The 22093-nt window shown below is 37.6% G+C and carries 21 protein-coding genes and 1 riboswitch; of the genes, 5 read left to right on the plus strand and 16 right to left on the minus strand.

Annotation, left to right across the window (positions count from 1 at the left end; genetic code table 11):
• Positions 1-9: 9 nt before the first annotated feature.
• From VBD025_RS13465 to VBD025_RS13520, 12 genes are all read right to left on the minus strand, one after another.
• The gene (locus VBD025_RS13465; RefSeq protein ID WP_430786309.1) at positions 10-993 is read right to left on the minus strand and encodes a zinc-binding dehydrogenase; all 984 of its coding nucleotides are present in this window, start codon (positions 991-993) and stop codon (positions 10-12) included.
• Positions 994-998: 5 nt separating this feature from the next.
• Positions 999-1931: an ArsA family ATPase gene (locus VBD025_RS13470; RefSeq protein WP_430786311.1), complete on the minus strand. Its 933-nt coding sequence runs from the start codon at positions 1929-1931 to the stop codon at positions 999-1001.
• A 28-nt stretch (positions 1932-1959) separates the two neighbouring features.
• Positions 1960-2217, minus strand: a complete 258-nt coding sequence (locus tag VBD025_RS13475) for a cory-CC-star protein (protein ID WP_430786313.1) — start codon at positions 2215-2217, stop codon at positions 1960-1962.
• 122 nt (positions 2218-2339) lie between these two features.
• A complete protein-coding gene (locus VBD025_RS13480; protein WP_430786315.1) occupies positions 2340-4070 on the minus strand; it encodes a carbon starvation CstA family protein in 1731 nt (576 codons plus the stop codon).
• Positions 4071-4212: 142 nt separating this feature from the next.
• On the minus strand, positions 4213-4680 hold the full coding sequence (locus VBD025_RS13485; RefSeq protein ID WP_430786317.1) for a DUF1641 domain-containing protein: 468 nt from the start codon (positions 4678-4680) through the stop codon (positions 4213-4215).
• Positions 4673-7618 carry a formate dehydrogenase subunit alpha gene (fdhF, locus tag VBD025_RS13490; protein ID WP_430786319.1) on the minus strand — a complete coding sequence of 982 codons (2946 nt, stop codon included), beginning with the start codon at positions 7616-7618 and terminating at the stop codon, positions 4673-4675. Before fdhF ends, VBD025_RS13485 begins: the two co-directional genes overlap by 8 nt.
• A gap of 11 nt (positions 7619-7629) precedes the next feature.
• Positions 7630-8442, minus strand: coding sequence for a formate dehydrogenase accessory sulfurtransferase FdhD (gene fdhD, locus VBD025_RS13495; protein WP_430786321.1), 813 nt, complete (start codon positions 8440-8442; stop codon positions 7630-7632).
• Between the two features lie 223 nt (positions 8443-8665).
• Positions 8666-10045 carry a Glu/Leu/Phe/Val family dehydrogenase gene (locus VBD025_RS13500; protein WP_430786323.1) on the minus strand — a complete coding sequence of 460 codons (1380 nt, stop codon included), beginning with the start codon at positions 10043-10045 and terminating at the stop codon, positions 8666-8668.
• Between the two features lie 87 nt (positions 10046-10132).
• Positions 10133-11554: a hypothetical protein gene (locus VBD025_RS13505; RefSeq protein WP_430786325.1), complete on the minus strand. Its 1422-nt coding sequence runs from the start codon at positions 11552-11554 to the stop codon at positions 10133-10135.
• A 396-nt stretch (positions 11555-11950) separates the two neighbouring features.
• The gene (gene thiT, locus VBD025_RS13510; RefSeq protein WP_430786327.1) at positions 11951-12523 is read right to left on the minus strand and encodes an energy-coupled thiamine transporter ThiT; all 573 of its coding nucleotides are present in this window, start codon (positions 12521-12523) and stop codon (positions 11951-11953) included.
• A gap of 89 nt (positions 12524-12612) precedes the next feature.
• Positions 12613-12717, minus strand: a riboswitch (TPP riboswitch).
• 83 nt (positions 12718-12800) lie between these two features.
• The gene (locus VBD025_RS13515; RefSeq protein ID WP_430786329.1) at positions 12801-13628 is read right to left on the minus strand and encodes an N-acetylmuramoyl-L-alanine amidase; all 828 of its coding nucleotides are present in this window, start codon (positions 13626-13628) and stop codon (positions 12801-12803) included.
• A gap of 75 nt (positions 13629-13703) precedes the next feature.
• Entirely contained in the window at positions 13704-14159 is a 456-nt protein-coding gene (locus VBD025_RS13520) for a DUF6884 domain-containing protein (protein ID WP_430786331.1), read from the minus strand.
• Positions 14160-14353: 194 nt separating this feature from the next.
• Here VBD025_RS13520 and VBD025_RS13525 point away from each other — a divergent pair, with 194 nt between their 5' ends.
• Both VBD025_RS13525 and VBD025_RS13530 read left to right on the plus strand, forming a co-directional pair.
• Positions 14354-14884, plus strand: coding sequence for a YceI family protein (locus tag VBD025_RS13525; RefSeq protein WP_430786333.1), 531 nt, complete (start codon positions 14354-14356; stop codon positions 14882-14884).
• A gap of 192 nt (positions 14885-15076) precedes the next feature.
• Positions 15077-17023 carry an aconitate hydratase gene (locus tag VBD025_RS13530; protein WP_430786335.1) on the plus strand — a complete coding sequence of 649 codons (1947 nt, stop codon included), beginning with the start codon at positions 15077-15079 and terminating at the stop codon, positions 17021-17023.
• Positions 17024-17080: 57 nt separating this feature from the next.
• On the opposite strand, the gene VBD025_RS13535 is transcribed toward VBD025_RS13530, so the two are convergent.
• On the minus strand, positions 17081-17332 hold the full coding sequence (locus tag VBD025_RS13535; protein WP_430786337.1) for a hypothetical protein: 252 nt from the start codon (positions 17330-17332) through the stop codon (positions 17081-17083).
• 290 nt (positions 17333-17622) lie between these two features.
• On the minus strand, positions 17623-18834 hold the full coding sequence (locus VBD025_RS13540; RefSeq protein WP_430786339.1) for an NAD(P)/FAD-dependent oxidoreductase: 1212 nt from the start codon (positions 18832-18834) through the stop codon (positions 17623-17625).
• A 215-nt stretch (positions 18835-19049) separates the two neighbouring features.
• Here VBD025_RS13540 and VBD025_RS13545 point away from each other — a divergent pair, with 215 nt between their 5' ends.
• Positions 19050-19700 carry a DNA-3-methyladenine glycosylase family protein gene (locus VBD025_RS13545; RefSeq protein ID WP_430786341.1) on the plus strand — a complete coding sequence of 217 codons (651 nt, stop codon included), beginning with the start codon at positions 19050-19052 and terminating at the stop codon, positions 19698-19700.
• Positions 19701-19744: 44 nt separating this feature from the next.
• On the opposite strand, the gene VBD025_RS13550 is transcribed toward VBD025_RS13545, so the two are convergent.
• Positions 19745-20209 carry a YndM family protein gene (locus VBD025_RS13550; RefSeq protein ID WP_430786343.1) on the minus strand — a complete coding sequence of 155 codons (465 nt, stop codon included), beginning with the start codon at positions 20207-20209 and terminating at the stop codon, positions 19745-19747.
• A gap of 79 nt (positions 20210-20288) precedes the next feature.
• Complete coding sequence (locus VBD025_RS13555) at positions 20289-20975, minus strand: SDR family oxidoreductase (protein WP_430786345.1); 687 nt, start codon at positions 20973-20975, stop codon at positions 20289-20291.
• A gap of 169 nt (positions 20976-21144) precedes the next feature.
• Between VBD025_RS13555 and VBD025_RS13560 the strand changes: the two genes are divergently transcribed.
• Together VBD025_RS13560 and VBD025_RS13565 are read left to right on the plus strand one after the other, a co-directional pair.
• Positions 21145-21630 (plus strand): class I adenylate-forming enzyme family protein, encoded by a 486-nt coding sequence (locus VBD025_RS13560; RefSeq protein ID WP_430786347.1) that lies wholly within the window; start codon positions 21145-21147, stop codon positions 21628-21630.
• 147 nt (positions 21631-21777) lie between these two features.
• Positions 21778-22083: a PadR family transcriptional regulator gene (locus VBD025_RS13565; protein ID WP_430786349.1), complete on the plus strand. Its 306-nt coding sequence runs from the start codon at positions 21778-21780 to the stop codon at positions 22081-22083.
• The last annotated feature ends 10 nt before the right edge of the window (positions 22084-22093 follow it).

Consider the following 22093-nt stretch of genomic DNA (forward strand, 5'->3'; position numbering starts at 1 on the left):
CACTATTATTCACACACTAATTTTAATGCATACTTTTCCGAATTGATTACCTTCTTTGAGATAATAAAATGCTTCTTTTGCATGATTTAATTCGAAAGTGGAATCCACTACAGGATGTATGTCATGTTTCTCAATAAATGCAATCATGTCACGCAATTCTTCCCTGCTGCCCATAGTAGTACCCAAAAGTTGATATTGACCATAGAAAAATTCGCGTAGATTTAGATCTACTGTATCCTCAGTCGTAGCACCAAACACAACCACTTTTCCACCCTTTTTTAAAACCTCTAGAGATCGGTTAAAGGTTGCTCTTCCAACACTCTCAATAACTAAATCAACCGTTTCATTGGCTAATTCCTCTTGCCAGTTACTATTGGTATCCAACACAATATCTGCCCCGATTTGAGCCGCTTTAGCACGTTTCTCTTCGCTTCGAGAACTTACAATAACTTTAGCACCAATACTTTTTGCAAACATAATTAAAAATGTTGCTACACCGCTTCCTGCGCCTGGAATAAACACTGTTTCTCCTTCTTTTAAACCTCCTTTTGAAAACAAAGCACGATACCCTGTTAATCCTGATAACGCTAATACGCCTGCTTCATCCCATGACAAGTGGGAAGGCTTTTTCTCCACTTGTTCAGACGAGATAGCAATTTTCTCAGCAAATGTCCCATGGGTGGGAAACCCTAATATATCAAATCCCTGAGGAGATGTATCACTCAAATTTTCCCAATTTAGTGATGGGTTAATAATCACTTCATCCCCTACAGCGAAATCCGTTACGTTTGATCCGATTTTTTCGATTATACCTGCTCCGTCTGACCCTAAAACCAGAGTAGTTTCTTCCTTACCACGACGTCCCGGGATTCCAATGTCCCGTCTGTTCAATCCTGCACTTCTAATTCCTACTAATACTTCATCTTCCTTTAATGAAGGGTCTTTAATGCTTTTAATATCTAATTTTTGGTTATCGTGTACAAATGCTTTCAACTTTATCATCCTTTCTGAAAATAACTACTATATACTTTGAGTTGGTCCATATCCGTAATATCATTTGAAAATAGAGGAATATAATATAATTCCTGTTTTGTGAAAGTTTTCTCTATCATCGAAACATATTTCCGTTCATGCCCTTTTCTTTTTTTAAGAAATTCACCTTCCGGATCTTCTGGTAATAGTTTATTAACAATTAGTGTTTTTACGTGCAAATGGTATTTATTCAACAAATCTAATGCTTTTTTTGTTTCAAGAATAGGTAATCGTTCTGGATTTAAAACAAATACAAAACTAGTTTGCTTGGGATCGAGCATGATTGCCCTTGCAGCAGAAAACCTTTCTTGACGATTTCTTAACACATCATATATCGGATCCTCTTTTGGCACACCATCATTTAATAATTGCGCATAATTTTCGTTTGTTTTTTTCCTTTTTTGAAGCAAGCCTTCAATCCAAATTCCCATCAGTTCGGGAAGTGACAATAAGCGAATGGTATGCCCAGTTGGTGCTGTATCAAAAATAATCGTATCATATTGTTCGCTTTCCTCTAAAATGATTGAAATCAGTTTATCAAATAAAGCTGCCTCATCGGCTCCTGGAGATGCTTTTGCAGTATCAAGCTGGCGGTGCACTTCCTCCACCATTCCTGTGTGTACAATTCCTTTAATATTTTCTTTTACACCTTCAATATAGTTGTTTGTTTCTATGTCGGGATCTATTTCAAGTGCATCTAAATGTGAAGTAATAGTTGTAATTTTACCCCCTATTTTTATGTTGAAGATATCGCCTAGATTATGTGCAGGGTCAGTCGAAACTAGTAATGTCTTAGAACGGTTTTCAGCAGATTTCCAAGCAATCGCTGCAGCTGATGTTGATTTACCAACACCACCCTTTCCCCCAACAAACACAATTTTATTTTGTATATCATTCATACCTATAGACTCCTTCTTTAGCGAAGATTTAACAGCAGCGGATACCGCTCAGGGGGGATTTTTCCATACCCATTCGTAAATGCCAATCATGAAATTCTTCAATCATATAAGGGTATAACTCCAATGTATAATAATAAACAGGGTTCGGTATGCCAATCATTTCTGAGTATAATAGCAAAAGAAATAAATCATCCTGATTCCTTAATTCTCGAGCAATTTCCTGCCGATGTGGCATGCTTAGTACCTCTTCATAAAATTGTATTAGTTTCTTAATATGATTAAACACCCTATCACCTCGTTTACTTATGCAGTATATAAGAATTTATAATTCCTTAACTGCTAAAGTAGTGCGAAAAGAGATCAATAGTAAAAACTGATCCCTTTTCTCATATTTACTGTTAGTCATCGTTATTTTATGTTCGCATCATCCATTTTTTTGGTTAGTGATGAGAAAGCAGTCAGAATAATCCAGACAGCGAATACGAAGATAATTGCTCCGAATATAAACAGCAGCATATTTGAATTTGACCCGAACCAGGACCATTCAAATAAGACTTGGTTAAACATAGCTATTAGTGTAACGAATAAAATAAATATCATTGGAATTAACGCAATCGCATAGTTTCTTCCAAGTCGCTTTAACCATATCGCGACTAGGAGTAAACTGATTCCCGCCAACAACTGGTTGGCTGTACCAAATAACGGCCATAAGAGATAGCCACCTGATCCAAAACCTTTTGGTCCCTGTGGGATTAACACTAAGGCAGCACTGGATACGACTGCTAATGTAGTAGCAACGTGGGTTTTGGATAATGCAGGGATTTTATATTCGACACCTAACTCTGCAATTATATAGCGCATTAATCGAACGGATGTATCCAGGGTGGTTGCAGCAAAACTAACTACAATAATCGATACAATGGTAGATGCTACATCAGTAGGAATCAGTAAACCACTAGCCAGCTTACTCGCGCCATCTACAAACGAACCAAGTCCCGCGCCACTGGAAGCAGTAAAACTGCTGTAGGTAGCTAAAAATTCTTCTCTGCTAGGGAATAAGGTAACGACTGCTAGTATTGAAACCAACGCTAGTACCCCTTCGCCTACAGCACCAAGATAACCGACAAACCGGGCATCCGTCTCTTTATTTAACTGTTTCGAACTGGTTCCAGATGAAACTAATCCATGGAATCCTGAAATTGCTCCACATGCTATCGTAATAAATAAAAGTGGAAACCAGGATATATCTGCATTAGCATTTGTGGCAGGTGCAGTAATTTCTGGGTTCGTAAACAATAGACCTAGATATAAGATAGCTAAACCTACTATTAGCTGATGGGAGTTAATAAAATCACGCGGCTGCAGTAATTTCCAAACCGGTAATGTGGATGCAATATATACATATATCATTAAAATAATAATCCAAATAAAGAATGCAGTTGACGTTGCTCCTAGACCGAATAGCCCAGCAGCATTTTCACCTCCCATGTATTGAACAAGGTCAATTTGCAGAAAGCTGACTTTACTTGCAATAACAGCAGTCACATACATAATAGCTAGAGCTATTAAAGATGGTACCAGCATTTTTTGCTTTCTTTTGTATACAGCTGCACCAATCCATATTGCTAGCGGAATCTGAATAAATACTGGTATTACACTTGAAGGGTAAGAAATAAATAACTTTGCAATTACCCACGCAAACACAGCATTTACCATTAGTACAAGTATTAAAATGATAAATAAGAACAATAATTTTGCACGTTGGCCAATTAGTCTGTGTGCTAGAGTTCCAACAGATTGACCCTTATTTCGTACTGACAATGCCAGTGTACCAAAATCATGTACTCCAGCTGCGAATACAGTACCAAGAACTACCCATAGTACTGCAGGTAACCAACCCCAGTAAACCGCGATTGCTGGACCAACTATAGGTGCAGCTCCAGCAACCGATGTGAAGTGATGTCCCCATAAAACAAATTTGTTAGTAGGTACAAAATCCACACCATCTTTATATTGATGAGCAGGTGTTACATAATTTGGGTCCAGTCTAAATATTTTTTCAGCAACAAACTTGGAATAATACCGATAACCGAGAGCAAATACAATAAGGCCAAATATAGCAACTAAAATAGCATTCATGAAACCTCAGCCTCCATTTCCATTTAATAGAATTTCAGACATATCTTATTAAAATCTATGTGAACGGAGTTACGAATAGTACAACTTATACCGAGTATAAATACGAAACAATTCTAGTCACGGAAGAGGTTCTCATTCATATTTATTCCTTTCCCATGCCACGGAGAAAGTGCATCAGCATGGTTACACTTCTATTTATCTCAGGATCCTTTAGTGCTTTTATTAAATCCATATACGTTGTTTTTTCTGTTTCACTAAAACTTCGCGACTCCTCCATACCCTTATTTATTTTCCCAGTGAAATGATGAAGCTCATCCACATTTAATTCTCCAAGATACAAAAATAGTTTGCTGACATTTTCTAAAGTTGCAGAATACTGGGGCTTGTTTATTTCGCGCATAACATTATCCAGTGCTGTTTCCTTTTGCTTCACAAAAGAATGCGTCATATCAAGCATTCCATTGTCATTCAATGTACCTAAGAAATCAATTCCTTTTAGTATTGCTTCTTTATTTTCACTTACAGCCTTTGACACTTCTTTTAAATTCTGTTCCTGTATCTTTTCTTCTGGAATGTCTAATTTTTTTATTTTTCTTATTGGATTAGCCATCATGCTTCACCTTGCTTCCTGGCATTGTGTAATCATCACGTTCCCACTTCTGTTCAACACGTACTCCAATTTGCGGCTGTCTATTTCCTCGTCGATGATTATTTGAAGGTAGTGGACTCTTACCTTTTTTCTTGATTACTTCCATTTTAACGGCAATTTCTTTGTAAGCAGGCGTATTTGTATCTTTGTCAACACTATTATCAGTCAAATAGTTAATCGCTGACTTCCCATTATCATTTAAAGGCAGAAAAAGTTCTTTTCCTTTTACCCTGTCAGTTATATGAACAATACCTGTTGCATAACCAGCATTAGAAGTTAACTTAACTTCTGCTCCTTCCTCTATGCCTCGCTCTTTTGCCAGTTCATTTGACACTTCTATAAATGCATTTGGCGTCTTTCTGGAAATTCCTTTTGATTTATACGTCATATTGCCTTCATGAAAATGCTCTAGTAACCTACCATTATTAACCCGCAAGTCATATTCTTCGGTTGTGCCGAATAATAGTTCATATTCTAGCGGGAATAATTTAGCTTTTTTATCTTTAAAAGGAAATCCATCTTTAAATAGTAAAGGTGTATCTGTTCCATCCTTAGCAACCGGCCATTGCAGACTATTATATTCAGTTAACAAATCATAACTTACACCAGCAAATAAAGGGGCAAGTGCTGCAGACTCGTCCATAATTTCAGATGGATGTGTGTATCCCCACTCATAACCCATTTTTCCTGCGATGTCTCTCAGAATCATCCAATCCGGTTTTGAATCACCGAGTGGATCAAGTGCCTGATAGAGTCTTTGAATTCTGCGCTCAGTATTTGTAAATGTTCCTTCTTTTTCAAGACTTGGTGATGCTGGAAGCACAACATCCGCATACTCACATGTCTTGGTTAAGAACAGATCCTGAACAACAAAAAAATCAAGCTTTTTAAATGCATCTGTAACGTAGTTTATATTTGAGTCCACTACTCCTGTATCCTCGCCGATAACATACATAGCATGAAGATTACCATCATGAATGGCGTGTATCATTTGATGGTTATCTTTTCCGGGTTCACTTGGAATCTTTACCTTCCATGCCTGTTCATAGCGGTTTCTAGCATCGTCATCTGCTACCTTTTCGTATCCAGGAAAGAAGTCCGGCATACTTCCAAAGTCACTGCAGCCTTGGACATTGTTATGCCCTCGCAATGGATATGCGCCTGTACCATTCCGCATATAGTTACCTGTTACCAGTAATAGATTTGAAATTGCTGTGCTCGTGTCACTTCCTAATTGATGCTGCGTTACACCCATAGCCCAGCAGATTGCCATTTTATCAACACTGACTATTTCCTCAGCAATATGAATTAATGTTTGCTGTGAGAGGCCAGTTAACCTTTCCGCATACTCCAAAGTAAATTTTTCCAGGCTTTCCTTATATTCGTCAAAACCGTTTACCCACTGATCAATAAAGGATCGGTTTTCCCAGCCCTGATCGATAATATACTTGGTCACTGCAGATAACCACACTAGATCTGTTCCACTTTCTGGCTGATAAAATCCGTCTGCGCGTTCCGCCATTTCGTGCTTTCGCAAATCAAACACGAACAATTTTTGTCCGAATAATTTATGGGACCGCTTGATGCGTGAAGCAATAACAGGGTGAGCTTCAGCTGTGTTCGATCCTATAATGATGACCAGTTCCGCATCGGCAATATCATCAATTGACCCCGAATCACCGCCATGTCCCACTGTACGGAACAATCCTTTCGTTGCTGGTGCCTGACAATATCGGGAACAATTATCAACATTATTAGTTCCTATTACTTGCCGTGCCAGCTTTTGCATTAGATATGATTCTTCATTTGTAGCTTTTGATGATGAAATAAATCCTAATGCATCAGGGCCATGCTCATTTTTAATTTCTGTAAATCTTTTTGCAATATAAGAAATTGCCTCGTTCCATTCCACTTCTTCAAAATATTCACCTCTGCGAATTAACGGTTTCGTTAATCGTTCTTCCGAATTAACGTAATCCCATCCAAACTTACCCTTTATACATGTTGAGATACCATTAGCCGGTGATTGCTGCTGGGGTTGTACTTTCAGTATTTTTCTGTCCTTTGTCCAAACATCAAATGAGCATCCTACACCACAATAGGTACAAACAGTCTTTGTCTTTTCAATACGTTCTTCACGCATTGCCGCTTCTGTATCTGAAACCGCAAATAAAGGACCATATCCAGGTTCGGTTTTTTTTGTTAGATCAATCATGGAACGCAGTAATCCTGGCTTATGATCGGTCATAAAACCCGCTTCCCCTACCATGTTCTTCTCGATAATTGCATTACATGGGCAAACAGTCGCACATTGCCCACAGCTTACACAAGAAGACTGGTCAATTGGAACATTGTTATCCCATACCACTCGAGGCTGTTCTAATTTCCAATCAATTAGAAGGGTTTCGTTTACCTCGACATCCTGGCAGACTTCCACACATCTTCCGCAAAGTATACATTGATCAGGATCATACCTGTAAAAAGAACCTGAATTGTCCTCTTCATACCCCTTTGATTTCCAGGGCTTCGATTGGTGCTCCAGACCAAAGTCCGCAATTGTATTATGAATCTCACATGATCCATTATTGTAATCACAAACTGTACAGTACAATTCATGATTTTCTAAAATCTTATCCAATGCAGCCTTTTGTGCTGACTTCACATAATCAATGTTTGTTTTAACTTCCATACCTGTTGAAATGGTTGTACCACACGCCCGATTTATTTGCCCATCTATTTCCACCACACATGTATCACAGGTTTGAATAGGTCCGAGTGACTCGTTATAACATATTTGTGGTACAGACTCTTGTGTTGTATTAAGTAACTCCAATAAATTCTGTCCTGGTTTTCCTAAGTATTCTAATCCATTAATTGTCACAACAATATGTTCCTGCACAATAATCCCCCCTAGTTCGTAAAGAATTCTTCTTCAGTTTTGTTATAAATTATTCTATTTCCATGCGTGTATACATTTAACCTGTCATTCCGAATAAACCCCACAGCCGTCACCTGTAAATCTTCAGCTAACTTTAACGCTAAATCAGTTGGAGCAGATTTTGCTAAGAGAATACCAGAACCAATCTTTGAAACTTTTAAAATTACTTCAGACGAAATTCTGCCTGAGAATAAGATACAATAATTTCTGGCATGTAGTTTATTTAGTATGATATAACCGAATAATTTATCTAAAGCATTGTGTCTCCCGATGTCTATGAATGTTCTTTTTATAGTATGGTTGGAGGCTAGACCTGCCTGGTGGACACCTCCTGTTAGATTAAATACTTCTGATGCTTCATCAAACTGACTCATAAGTTTAAATATTTCTCTAGTGTTCAATTGTAATTTGGTGGAGATAGTTTTGGCTGACTTAACATCTTGTTTCAGATAAAATTCACGGCTTTTACCACAACATGAGCCAATCCATCGCTCCGTTCTATCGGAAAACGATACATTAAACGTAGTTTCTGCATAAGCAAATCCTTTATTATCATCAACGGCTATTGATTTAATGTCATCGTACTTTCGAATTATTCCCTCTGATGCTAAAAAACCTAATACCATTTCCTTTAAATCAACAGGTGTACACACGATGGTCGCATATTGTTCGCCATTAATAAATACAGTCAAAGCAAATTCACGCGCAACTAAATCTTCTTCTGTGGTCCTAAGGTGCTGCCGATATTTAGTTGTAGTCCAATAACATAGACTTTTTTCATTCAAGTAATTTGCACCCCTTTCTATTGAAATAAATAAAGCGCTTACATTTAAAGTAGATTTACACTTATTATGCGGGGAATATTCATTCAAAGTTATTAACTGAATTTTTATATTATTATACCATACGAAAGCCGAACTCGCTAACACGCATTGTAAATATATGTAATATTCAAAACAGCAACAATTCAAAAAGAGCGCCTATTTAAAAGCGCTCTTAAGGTGATTTCTAATATAGTTTGCCTTGTCTATACAACACAGTAGATAATTTTGCTACCGCATGAATGTAACAGTTTTGTCTCAATGGATGTGGGTCCCCAAAGAATTGCGGTAATATTGTATCAAATGTTTCCTTCATCTTCGTAAACTGTTTTTTAACTACTTCTTCTTCTGTATAAAATTGAGTTTCTCTACCTTGTATCCACTCAAAATAGGAAACGATAACACCACCGGCATTAGCTAGAATGTCCGGTACTATTATGACTCCCTTATCACTCAATATTTTATCTGCTTCAGCGGTTACCGGAGAGTTAGCACCTTCTACAACAATACCAGCTTTCAAATCCTGAACATTGTTTTTATGCACTTGATCTTCAAGTGCTGCTAAGATTAAGACATCTACGTCCATACTCAGTACATTGTCACGGTCCCTTATATTCGCTTTTATCTCTGTTTTTGCCAGTTCGCTATCCGTTTTCGGCAAGTCACCTTCTGTTAGCTCAACAGCTTTAACTAATGCTGGTATATCAAGACCATCAGAATTGTATAGTGTGACGTTATGATCACTCACAGCTACAATTTTGTTATTGATATGATTACACCTGAACGCTTCTAAAGCCGCGACTGAGCCAACATTACCAAAACCTTGTACGGCAATGGTTAAGTCTTTCCCGCTGTGTTCAAGCGCCGTTTTTGCAAATATATTTTCACGCTCTTCCAGCCACTCTCGTTTAGAACTTACAAAGTCATTAAGCATATACCGTAACGAATAATAGACACCTTTTCCGGTGGCTTCTCTTCTTCCTAATGATCCGCCGTTTATAACACTTTTTCCTGTGAAACTTCCTCGGTACCTGCTGCCTGGGCGTATACTCTTATATTCCCCCATCATCCAGTCCATTTCACGTTGTCCAGTACCTACATCTGGTGCAGGAATATCTTTATCCGGACCAAGTATTTCACTAAAGTATTGTACATATTTTTTGCAAATCAAATTAAGTTCTTTTGCTTCGTAGTCGCGGGGATTTATTGCGACTCCACCTTTACCGCCACCAAATGGCACTTGGTGAAGGGCGTTTTTTAAAGTCATTAAGGAAGATAGGTTGATAACTTCATCTTCATTAACTGAGTCATGAAAGCGAATACCACCTTTATATGGTCCCAAAATGTTGTTATGCTGCACACGAAATGCTGGTATTCGTACAACCTTATCGTTTTCAAGTGCGATCCGTAAAAAGGACTTATTCACGTGGTTAGGTGTGGAAAGAATAGAAGTGAGCGACGTAAAAGCCTTCTCCCTTACTCCATTAGTTAAATCTGGTAAAAAAGTTTCGTCATCATATAATGCGTTTAATGATTCTTCTACAATTGTACTAGTTTGTTTTGACATAAATTAGGGTTACCTCCAATAGAAAAGTTGTATAAAATAGTATCTATTATCATGGTTACCCTATTTAGGCAGAATTTACGCTTCTTTTTAAAATAAGAATACAGCTAGCAAAGTAGAGATTACCAATCCTGCAATAACGGGAATAAAGTTTTTCCTTACCAGATCCATAACTGGCACCCCACAAAAGCCTGCAACTGCAATTAACGAAGACCACGCAACGATTGTACCTCCACCAGTCCAGATAGCACCCATCTGACCAATAGCAGCAAGCGTTTCTGTATCAATCGATCCATTGCTTAACGAAGAAGCTAACGCACCAGTAAGTGGTAGTCCTGAAAAACCCGATCCGTCGAGTCCTGTAATAATACCTATGATTAACACACTAAATCCAGCTAATAAAGCACTCTCCGGCAAGTAACCCTGAATAGATTGAACAATATCAAACAAAAATGCTGGTGGATTCTCGTCCACCCCTAAAATTCTACCGGCAAAATCCTGGCTACCCAGAAAGAAAAAACCTGCAATCGGAATTACTGGACCCATCGCTCTAAAAGCAAAGGTAAATCCTTCCGTAATATGATTACTTATATAATCCAATGCATGGTGTTTTCCAAAGGCAACTGTAGCGAGTAACAACAGAATTGCCGCAACACCTCCAATAAAAGCAGCTCCTCCACCGCCTTCAAAACCACTCATACGTCCTTCTATCAATTTTGTATAAATCATATATATTACTACCGCTAACAGAGATAAAGGAACTACTATCGCAAATACTTTACTCCATGTTTTTACATGAAATCCATGAGCTTTATTGGTAGAACGGGCTTCTGTCTGCAGTCTGGACAAATCTTCTTCAATTAATGGACTATCTTTTTTCCGAATGGTTTTTCGGTACAGCAAGTAGGCAAGAAGAATCGCTATACCACCTGTTATGAGTGATAACACCAGTGCTGTATCTGCAACAGCTGCAGTACTGATACCTGCTGATTTAGCCGAAAGACTGGGTGCAACCTGAACAATATAGTCTGATGATAACGCCATCCCTTGCCCGGCAAGAGCCACGGCAACAGCAGCGGTCATTGCAGGAAGTCCAGCACGAATTGCGGCAGGAACCAACAAAGCACAAATAAGTGGAACAGCAGGTGTCGGCCAGAAAAACAAGGATAATACAAAGGTGATTCCGACTAGCACAAAATAGGAAACATGTCCGTTTACCATCATCTTTTGCATCGGCTGAATCATTCGTATATCTGCTCCAAGATCCCGCAAAGCATGTAGTAATGCCATCATGAACGTGATAATGAGAAAAATACTGAATAGCTCTGTTGCTGCGACTAGGTTGGCATTAAAAATTGCTGTAAATCCAACCACCAGGCTTCCTTTATATACCCAGGCAATTATAAATGTTCCGAGTAACGTCGGCAGTACTACTCCCTTCTTAAAAATCATTGTGACAATAATCACTAGCGTAAAAAAACCATATAACCAATGCGAAACTGTTAACTCCATTCCTCTTCTTCCTCTCCCACACATCCCATATTTTTAGTGTGCTATAGCCTATGCAGATTTATAGGGTTGAGTGAAAGTAAATGATTGGTTGCATCCGTCAAATTTAGTAAAGTAACTTTCTATCAGCATCAAGTCGTAAAAACGCTAAAAAACAGCCCTTACAATAAAAGGCTGCTGATCAATTCTCACTATCCAATTTTTTTGCACACTCGTTACAAAATAACTTACCATTCTCCTGGTACCCATCAAAAAATCCATTTTCGCAATAAACTTTCGCACCACATGATTGACATTCACCGATTAACTCACGCAAATTCATCACCTCTTGCTAACAGTATATAATAAAAAAGGCAGCCTTAATAAAATTTAAGACTACCTTCAGGTGCGCAATAATTATTATGCTGCGTTTAACATAGTTTTTGGCTGTTTGTGAAACAGGAAGAATACAACGATGGTACAAATAACATAGGACGGTAACATGTATGAAATACTATATAGGAATGAATACAACCAAACGGCTTGACCTTCTGGTGCATAATCAGCAAAAAAAACAATTCCCGCCACAAAGTGAGCAATAAAACGTAAAGTTGAACCAAGCAATACCCCTAACATAATGTAGGTCAAGTACTCTTTTGTCTTTCTTTGACTTACAGCTTTTTGCACTTTGTTGGCGAATATTCCTGCAAGACCTAGTACAGTAAATGCTACTCCATAGTCTAAAAGACCTTGAATTGGATGAACGATAATAGCACCTATGGCAATTTGCAATACCCCCCACAAGAATCCAGACAACAAGCCACCCTTAATTCCCCATCTGAATGCCAATATAAAAACTGGTATCATTGCTAGAGAAATGGAACCACCCTGAGCCCATATTTTAAAAGACAAAAAAGGAATCAAGTCCAAGACAAGTGCTAATGCGGTAAAAATAGATACTTCTACTAAAAATAAAATTTTCTTAGAACGCAAAACAATAACCTCCCCTAATTTTTTGCAACAAAAAAAGCAATGCCTAGGGGAAGTTTCCTGATGAAAGAATCCTCGCGCAATGCTTTTATCCATCAAAAAAGTCACAATCCCTACGCTAGTATTAACTAACAGGTTCAAAGGGTCTGAACATCTACATGCTCACTCTCAGCCAAATGGCTCCCCCTGCAGGCTTTTTATATTACTTTTTTCATTAGCTATAGTATAACGAATAAACTTGAGTTTAACAACACTAAAATCTGCGGCTACGGTGCTTCACTTAATGCTTCCTGATAACCGCTTTCGTTTCTGGTCCTGCATAAATATTAACCACCCCAAAGTCTCGAGTCTTAATGGTGTATACATATTGAAAAGGATTGGAAAGAACCTCATATTGAAGTCCGTTGAATTTAGCTGGATTAATCAAGCCTATCTCGTTACCTCTTACAGGTTTCTTTTTCAATGGATATACACGCCACTTAGAAATGTGGGCAGGCAGCATAATAACAGGATGTTGTTTAACTGAAATCCGTATAGAAGCATGATCAGGCAAAGAATAATCGTTACCAGTAAACATACAAAACCCTTTCACCACTGCTTCCGCGTACTTTTTCCAATCTGATTTAAGCTGCATGATATCGTCATTTTTCGAATCAGCAAATCCATATTCAATTATTGCTGTAGTGACATTTCCTGTATCCCGGTTCATAAAATAGAAGTCCTGCCTTGGATTCGTAGGCAAGGTTCGGGTGAATACCCGTCGAATGTTCTGTCCGCTTGCCTTCAACTCGACAGCCAGTTTTTCTGACATTTCTTTTCCTCCAAAGATAGAGTGGATGATTTCAGCTCCATCTCCCCCACCAGCATTTATGTGGTTAGAATGACAAAACGATGCTCCACTGTCCCGGACTATCTTAGCTCTAACCTCTGGAGTCAGTGTACTATCCTTTTTTCTAGTTAATGCAACTGGTATATTCAATTGCTTATATCTATTAAATTGATATAAGGATATTGCAAGATTCATTTCTTTTTCTTTCCAAAATCGATTTGAACCACCTCCCGGATCGTTGCCGCCATGACCCGGATCAATAATTAATAATGGTTTCACTTTTATTTCCTCCTTTTATACGTTCTACCTTTATAATCGATAGAAAGTGCTAAAAGGTGGCATGGGAATAGAAAATTAATGGAGTGGTATTCCTTTCTCAACGGACGATTTTAACGCCTGTTGCATATATCCCATACCGCTATAATCTGCAAGTGGATATTTCATCGTTATTTTTTTCTCAAAATTTCCATCAATTACTTTTTTATATTTTTTACCCGTTAAAATTACAAGTTCATCAAATTGATTTAATCCTTTCTCCACAACCTGTGACCAAAGCTGATCGAACGTTATGATCTCATTACTTTTTTGATTAAAAGTTACGTCGTAGTTTTCTTCCACGATATCCTCTGGCAGTAAAAAACCATGCTTAGCTGAAAGTACTACCCACTGATTTGAAAATTCCATCGCATATCTCCTGCAAAGTGTATGAAAGGTTCCTATATATGTATCCATTGTGCTGGCAGGACCGTGTGCCGGGAATTTATCCCAGACTTTCTTTTTTCCACACGGAATAATACTTAATTGATTCATACTTCACACCTCTTAAACATATTTTCAATGAAGATATCATAACATACAGGATGAATAAAATTTGTTTAGGATTACATAACTCGGGAAAATTTTATTTAAATGAAGATATATTAGCTTGACATCGTAACTTATTAATTATATACTTGGTAACGAAAAGTAACTTACACACTATTAATAACATGGAGGTTTTAAGAATGGTAAAAACAAAATGGAACGTTGATGCAGCACATAGTTCATTGGAATTTGTAGTAAAGCACATGATGATATCTAAAGCAAAAGGTGTATTTAATGAATTTGAAGCTTTAATTGAAGCAGATCCGGAGAATCTAGAAGATGCAACTGTTGAATTTACAGTTGATATCAATAGTATTGATACACGCAAAAAAGACCGTGATGATCACTTACGCTCAGAAGACTTTTTCGATGTAGCAAACCATCCGAAAATGACATTTGTTGCTACTGATATTAAAAAGAAATCAGGTAGTAATTATGATGTGTCTGGTGACTTAACTATCAAAGGAATTACTAAGCCAGTAACATTCGAAGTTGATTATGAAGGCTCTGGTAAAGATCCATGGGGCAACGAAGTAGCTGGTTTCAGTGGCGGAACTAAAATCAGCCGAAAAGAATTTGGTCTTACTTGGAACGCAGCACTTGAAACTGGTGGCGTGATGGTTGGAGACGAAGTGAAAATCAACATTGAGATAGAAGCAGTTAAGCAATAATCTAATATAAATGCAGTTAAATTTTAGCAGAAGACCCTATAACGGGGTCTTTTTTTTGTTTAAATAGTGTAATTTTGAGGTACAGTAATATATCCATAATTTGGTTTAGATATTAGAACATACGCATGTTTTTCAGTAACAGTGTAAAACTATCACGATGACAGTAAAAATATTATATAAGGAGGTATTATTGTGCCATTAAATGTTGCACAAAAGCTAATTAAAGATCACCTCGTCTCAGGAACGATTAAAACCGGTGAAGAAATTGGACTTAAAATTGATCAAACACTGACTCAGGATGCTACGGGAACGATGGTAATGCTTGAGCTAGAAGCTATGGGATTAGACTATGCTAAAACGGAGGTTTCTGCCCAATACGTAGACCATAACTTAATTCAAGTAGACAGTAAAAACCCTGATGACCATTTATTTTTAGAAAGCGCTACCCGGAGGTTTGGCTTATACTACAGCCGTCCAGGAAACGGAGTTAGTCACCCTGTTCATATGCAGCGACTGGCTAAACCAGGAAAAACACTTCTTGGTTCTGATAGTCACACCTGTGCCAATGGTTGCATGGGTATGCTTGCCATCGGCGCAGGCGGAATTGATGTAGCAATGGCAATAACAGGCGAACCTATTTATATTAAAATGCCGGAAGTAATGGGAGTAGAAATAACTGGCGAGCTTCCGGATTGGGTTAGTGCTAAAGATGTTATTTTAGAAATGCTTCGCCGTTACGATGTAAAAGGCGGAGTTGGTAAAATAATTGAGTATTATGGAACGGGTCTTGATAACTTAACAGCAATGGATCGACATGTAATTGCAAATATGGGAGCTGAACTTGGTGCAACAGCAACTGTGTTCCCGTCCGACAAAGAAATCAAACGGTATTTGAAATTACAGAATCGTGAAGAGGACTGGATTGAACTTAAAGCGGATAAAGGTGCAACATATGATTTAACGGATACCATCAATCTTTCCGAGTTAGTGCCACTCGTATCTAAACCATCAAGCCCTGGAAATGTGGTTCCGGCAAGCGAACTGAAGGATACACCGATTTATCAATCCTATATTGGTTCTTCAGCAAACCCGGGATATCGTGATTTTGCTATGGCAGCTGAAATTGTAAAAGATCGGCAAATTGCGGATAGCTTATCCTTTGACATCAACCCTACGTCGAGACAAATGTTAACTAACCTTGTAAAAGAAATGCATATCGCAAGCTTGCTGCAAGCAGGGGCACGCCTCCACCAAGCAGGTTGTAATGGATGTATTGGTATGGGGCAAGCACCTGCCACTGGTAAAAACAGCCTGAGAACTACACCAAGAAACTTTCCTGGTCGTTCCGGCACGAAGGAAGACAGTGTATTTTTATGCAGTCCGGAAACTGCAGCAGTATCTGCTCTAACAGGGAAAATTACTGATCCAAGAACTATGAATTTTAAATACCCTAAAATAAAAGAACTGAAAGACTCAACAGTCGATGATCGTTTACTGGATAAACCGCTCTCACCTGAAGAATCTAAAAAGGTGGAACTGGTGAAAGGACCTAATATCGTTTCCATACCGGAAATGGATGCATTACCAAACGAGCTAAATGTTCCGATTTTACTTCATGTCGGTGATAACGTATCAACTGATGAAATCTTAGCAGGTGGCGCGCGGGTACTGCCGTTCAGAAGTAACCTACCTGAAATCAGTAAGTTTACATTCGAAGCAATCGATCCTACTTATTACGATCGTGGATTGGAGAGTAAAGATACTGGTGGTCATGCTATTGTTGGTGGTTACAATTATGGTCAAGGATCCAGTCGTGAGCATGCAGCACTTGCACCCCGTTATCTGGGACTGCGCGTTGTAATTGTTAAAGATTTTGCTCGTATCCATTGGCAGAATCTCGTTAACTTTGGCGTGGTTCCACTTGTTTTCACAGATGAAGAGGACTATAACAAATTAAGCCAAGGAGACATCCTCGAATTTGAAGATTTACGTGAAAAAATAAAAAATAGTAATGAATTTACTATTTCAATTAAAGGAAAAGACGGAAAGATCAATGTTCGCCATGCGTTGTCTGGCCGACAAGTAGACATCGTCCTGCATGGTGGACTAATTAACTATATTCGTCACAAAAAATCCTGATAAAAAAACCGAGTCTAAGGGACTCGGTTTTTTTGATTCACCCATTTTCCACTAGGATTATTTAATATATACGATAAACGCGATAATAGATAATAAAATTGTTACAATATATATTGCTGACAATATCGGGACGTTAGATTTCAATGATTTTGTTTCATACTCAAGCGAGCGCCTCATTTCATCACTTGGAGTATCGCCCTCCGCTTCGTATTTTTTCATTTTCTTTTCTTCCTGTTTAAATGCAAAAATAGTACCAAACAACGTAACTATAAACAATATTATTAATAAGACCCACAGACCAGTAGACATTATAACTACCTCCCTATTAAATTCCTCTATATTATTATCTCCTAATTCTGCATGAATTCCAGTCGCTTTTGTAACAATTTTGTGAATGAAAATCCCCCGAAATGTGTAATCACATCCGGGGGATAGCTGTTTTTTTATTTAACGAAAATCTCTATCGTTTTCCATTGCACGAGCAGCTAAAGCGTACCCGACTAAGGAAGCGACAGTAAGCAATAGATAGCATAATACATTATTTTTCATATCATAGTTCCCTCCTCTATTTGGAGATCTAATTCATTACATTTACTCTATTAAAATGGACGAAGTTTACCTTTTTTAAGAATTAACTTTGGCCCGCCTAGTAAAAATAAGTAGCGGTTATCAATTACTTTTTTCATTGCAGTTGCTGATTTACCATAAAGTTTAGTTCCAGAAAAAATAGTACCCATCGCATCTTTGCTGCCTAGTGAGGCCACTGTACCTTTGTCATCGAATGTAAACGGAACTAACGCATCATTATGAAGTAATGCTTTAATGTTTGCTGCACATGTATCAGCGTGCTGCATTGCTGCTTGCGCTGTTGGTGGGAATGGACGACCTTCTTCTTTGTTCATCACCCAAGCACAATCACCTATGATGAAGATGTTTTCTTCACCTGGGACGCGTAAGTCATCTTCAACTGTAACTTTACCTTTAGTAATTTCAAAGCCAGATTTACTAAGAATTGAATTACCAGTAACTCCGCCAGTCCATACTATTGTGCCAGCTTTGATTTCTTCACCTTCATTTACTACAAAGCCATCTTTTTTACATTCTTCAATTTTAGCGCCAATTCTAAATTCTACTCCACGATCTTCAAGTGACGTTTTAGCGTAAGACACAAGCTCTTCGTTAAACCCTGGTAGAATAGTTGGAGATGCCTCAACGTTAATAATCCGCGGAATACTAGAATCGATATCATATTTTTTGCAAAGCTTCGGAACCTGTTCAGCTAACTCACCAACAAACTCTATCCCAGTGAAACCTCCACCGCCGACAAGAATCGTTAAATCTTCTTTTTTTGCATTAGCATCTAATTTATATTTAGCAAACTGATACTCGATATGCTCGCTTATTAATCTGCTAGTTTCAATATCCTGGATAGAGAAAGCATTTTTCTCCATACCTTTAATACCGAACGTATTTGTTTCAAAACCTAGTGAAACAACTAAGTAATCATAAGTAACTTCACTATTTTCCAAAATAACTCGGCTTTCATCTTTTTTAACTTCTACAACAGAATCATAAATGAGACGTACACGATTTGGATTAAACACATCACTAATCATCATACGGGCTTGATTTTGATTCCTCGTGCCAGCTGCAATTTCATGTAACCATGTAGTCTGATAGTGGTAATTATGTTTATTAACAAGCACAATTTCCGCTTCGTCTACTCCTAATTGTTGTGTTAAGCGTTTGGTTGTCATCATTCCAGCATATCCTGCTCCCAAAACGACGATTCTTGGTTTGTTCGTATTCACGTAACATCCACCTTTCAGTTAATTACTTTTAAAATAAGAACTAAATATTACTTCATAAATTTTGATTATGGAGTATCCGTTCAGTACTTCACAAATAATTTTAAATACCATAACTATAATATCAAACTTTTATTTATTAGGCTAACATACCGCGATATTTTTTGAATTTTAAGCGTAAATAGGTTATTTTTAAACTATCCGAAAAGAGGTGCCCTATGGAAAAATTAATAGTGAAAGCGGATGATCCTGCCGTTCAGGAACTTTGCGCGTCTGATCCGCGAATGAATAAATTAGTACGTATTATTGGTGATATCGAGTTTACACTTCGACCTGATTATTTTATATCATTAGTCAGATCAATTGTCGGACAGCAAATATCCGTACAGGCTGCAGGTGCGATTTACAATAGACTTGAAAAGCTGTTAGATGATGTCTCAGCTGCAAATATACTAAAAAAATCAGATGAGGAATTGAAATCAGTTGGACTATCTGTGCGTAAAACTGCTTATCTAAAGGATTTAGCTAATGCAATAGAAGATGGAACAATCGATTTAGCCAAATTGGACGAGCTTGATAATCAGGAAATTATTAAACTTTTAACGAGTGTTAAGGGAATAGGAAAATGGACTGCAGAAATGTTTTTACTTTTTTCTCTTGGAAGAATGAATGTATTAGCTTTAGATGATATAGGCATACAACGAGGAGCTAAGTGGCTATACCAGGTTGATCAGTCAGAAAGAAGAAAAATACTGGTCGAAAAATCTAATCTCTGGGATCCTCACTTTACACTTGCGTCCATCTACTTATGGGAAATAGTCCATTTGGATCTAATGTCAAAATATGAGTCAATCGATGAGATGAACTAAAACAAAACGCTTGATAGATAGGAACTATCAAGCGTTTTCCAGTTTTATTTATCTTTTTCCCTATCCTCTAAATCCTTCGCGAACGTTTCCTTATTTGTTTCATCTGCGAATTCAGTTCGTAACCCTTCGGCAGAATACGGGGTAGCTTCCCCTTTTGGAGCGCTTTCAAAAACCTGCTCCGTCATATACATATGAAACAACGCCTCCGTAACTGCCATAAATACGCTCGCAAACAATGCTGCTGTGGTTACTGATATCGACAAATCAATTAATAAATTGCCTAATATCCAGAACGATAAAAAAGCCAGACCAAAGTCAGCAATCGAAGCAATCAGGTTTCCAAACTTCGGCAGGATGAACAAATCGCCAATAATATATAAAATACCTGTAGCGAGGATGCTCATCCAAAGCAAACGCCATAGAGATGCATCATAAAATATACCGAAGATGGAATAAACAACAATTGCTGTAAAGATAAACTTAATACCCAATGCCTTTAGATGTTTCATCGAATAAATACCATCCTTTTTCATGGATTTTATTCGTAGTATTCACATAGAAGGCTAAAATTACCCATACATACTTTAGTTAAACTGGTCGTACAGTAATTTCATTTACGTTCACATAATCTGGTTGAGTTAACGCATAATCTACTGCTTTAGCTATATCGTCTGCTTCCAGTTTTTTGCGGTCACTAGTCTTGGAAGAAATGTCCGTATCCACCTGGCCAGGAGATATATTTGTTACTCTAACTCCAGTTTTAGCAAGTTCTTTTTCAAGACTCATCGAAATGCCTCTAACTGCAAATTTGGTTGCACTATATACGCCACTTACTTTATTAACCTCAAGTCCGGATACTGATGCAATATTTATAATATGACCAGATTTACGTTCTAACATTTCTGGTAATGCAGAGTTAATACCATACAGTACTCCTTTTATATTCACATCTATCATATGATCCCACTCTTCAGTTTTTCCATCTTGCAAACGAGAACTAAGCATCGCTCCAGCATTATTAATATAGAAATTAACATGACCAAATTTTTCCACAGCTCTTTTTGCCAATGAATCAACATCTGATTTATTAGCCATGTCCGTTACAACTGATAACACATTTCCATTAATTGTAGAGGCAATTTCTTCTAATTTGTCCTCTCTTCTCGCAGCAAGAACGACATTTGCACCTTCATCTGCTAAGTGCTTTGCAATTGCTGCTCCAATCCCGCTACTTGCCCCGGTAACTACAGCCGTTTTACCAATTAATTTCTTCATATAGAATCACTCCTTCTATATTAAGTCTAACACCCATTTTAAAAGTTGGATAACAATTAACGTTAAGTTATATTAAAGGGAAACTATTTTAGTTAAAACGATTTCAATAATATGGTATAATTTCGATAATTCGTAATGATTAAGCTATACAAGCAAAGGTGGGTATTAAATGGTTAAAACAACTGTCCGTGTAGTGAATGAAAAGAATGATGACGTTAGTAAAGACGGAAGTGAAGTCGGTGAAATCATTGTAAAAGGTCCTGGAGTAATAGAAAGTGATGATGAATGGCTGCATACAGGTGACATGGGAACAATGAATGAGAATGGCGACATCACAATAGTGAATCGAAAAAAAGATCTAATCTTAAATGAAAAAACCTCCATTTCATCGATTGAAGTTGAACAGATAATAGGTCAACACCCAGCAATTCAAGAAGTTGCGATTATAGTTGCACCGCACAAAACGCATGGTGATATATTGCATGCGATTGTCGTAACGAATGATGGTCATTTGCCAACGAAGGATGAAATATTTTACTATATACAAGAAAACCTCGATGAAATAAATCGTCCAAAGGAAATCATATTTATGGAGGAGTTACCTAAAACAGCGAGTGGCAAGATACAAAAAATACATTTAAAGGAATTAATTTAATACTAGTTGCACCGCAATCACATTGTGCGGTGCTTTTTTTTATGTTCAAATGGACTGGATCATATACTTGCATGATTTTCAGATGAATTGTATAATCGATATCGTATTTCGATATTGAAATTCGTTTTTGAAAGGAGGTTCTTCCTAATGAACAATAAGGTACTTAGAAAACTGTTTCTAGGGTTCATTCAAATTCATATTCTTCACCATGCTAAAGAAGAAGCAATTTATGGATCATGGATGCTCGAGGAATTACGTGAACACGGTTATGAAATAAGCGCTGGAACCTTGTACCCTATTCTTCATACTATGGAAGTTGATCAACTGTTGGATAAAGAAGATGTAAACGTAAAGGGAAAGATAAGAAAATACTATAAAATTACGTCCAAAGGTGAAGATGTTTTGACTGAGGCAAGAAAAAAAGCCTACGAGCTTTTCAAAGAAATTAACTAACATGACGAGG

Source organism: Virgibacillus flavescens (assembly GCF_050574275.1).
Classification (GTDB): domain Bacteria; phylum Bacillota; class Bacilli; order Bacillales; family Amphibacillaceae; genus Virgibacillus_F; species Virgibacillus_F flavescens.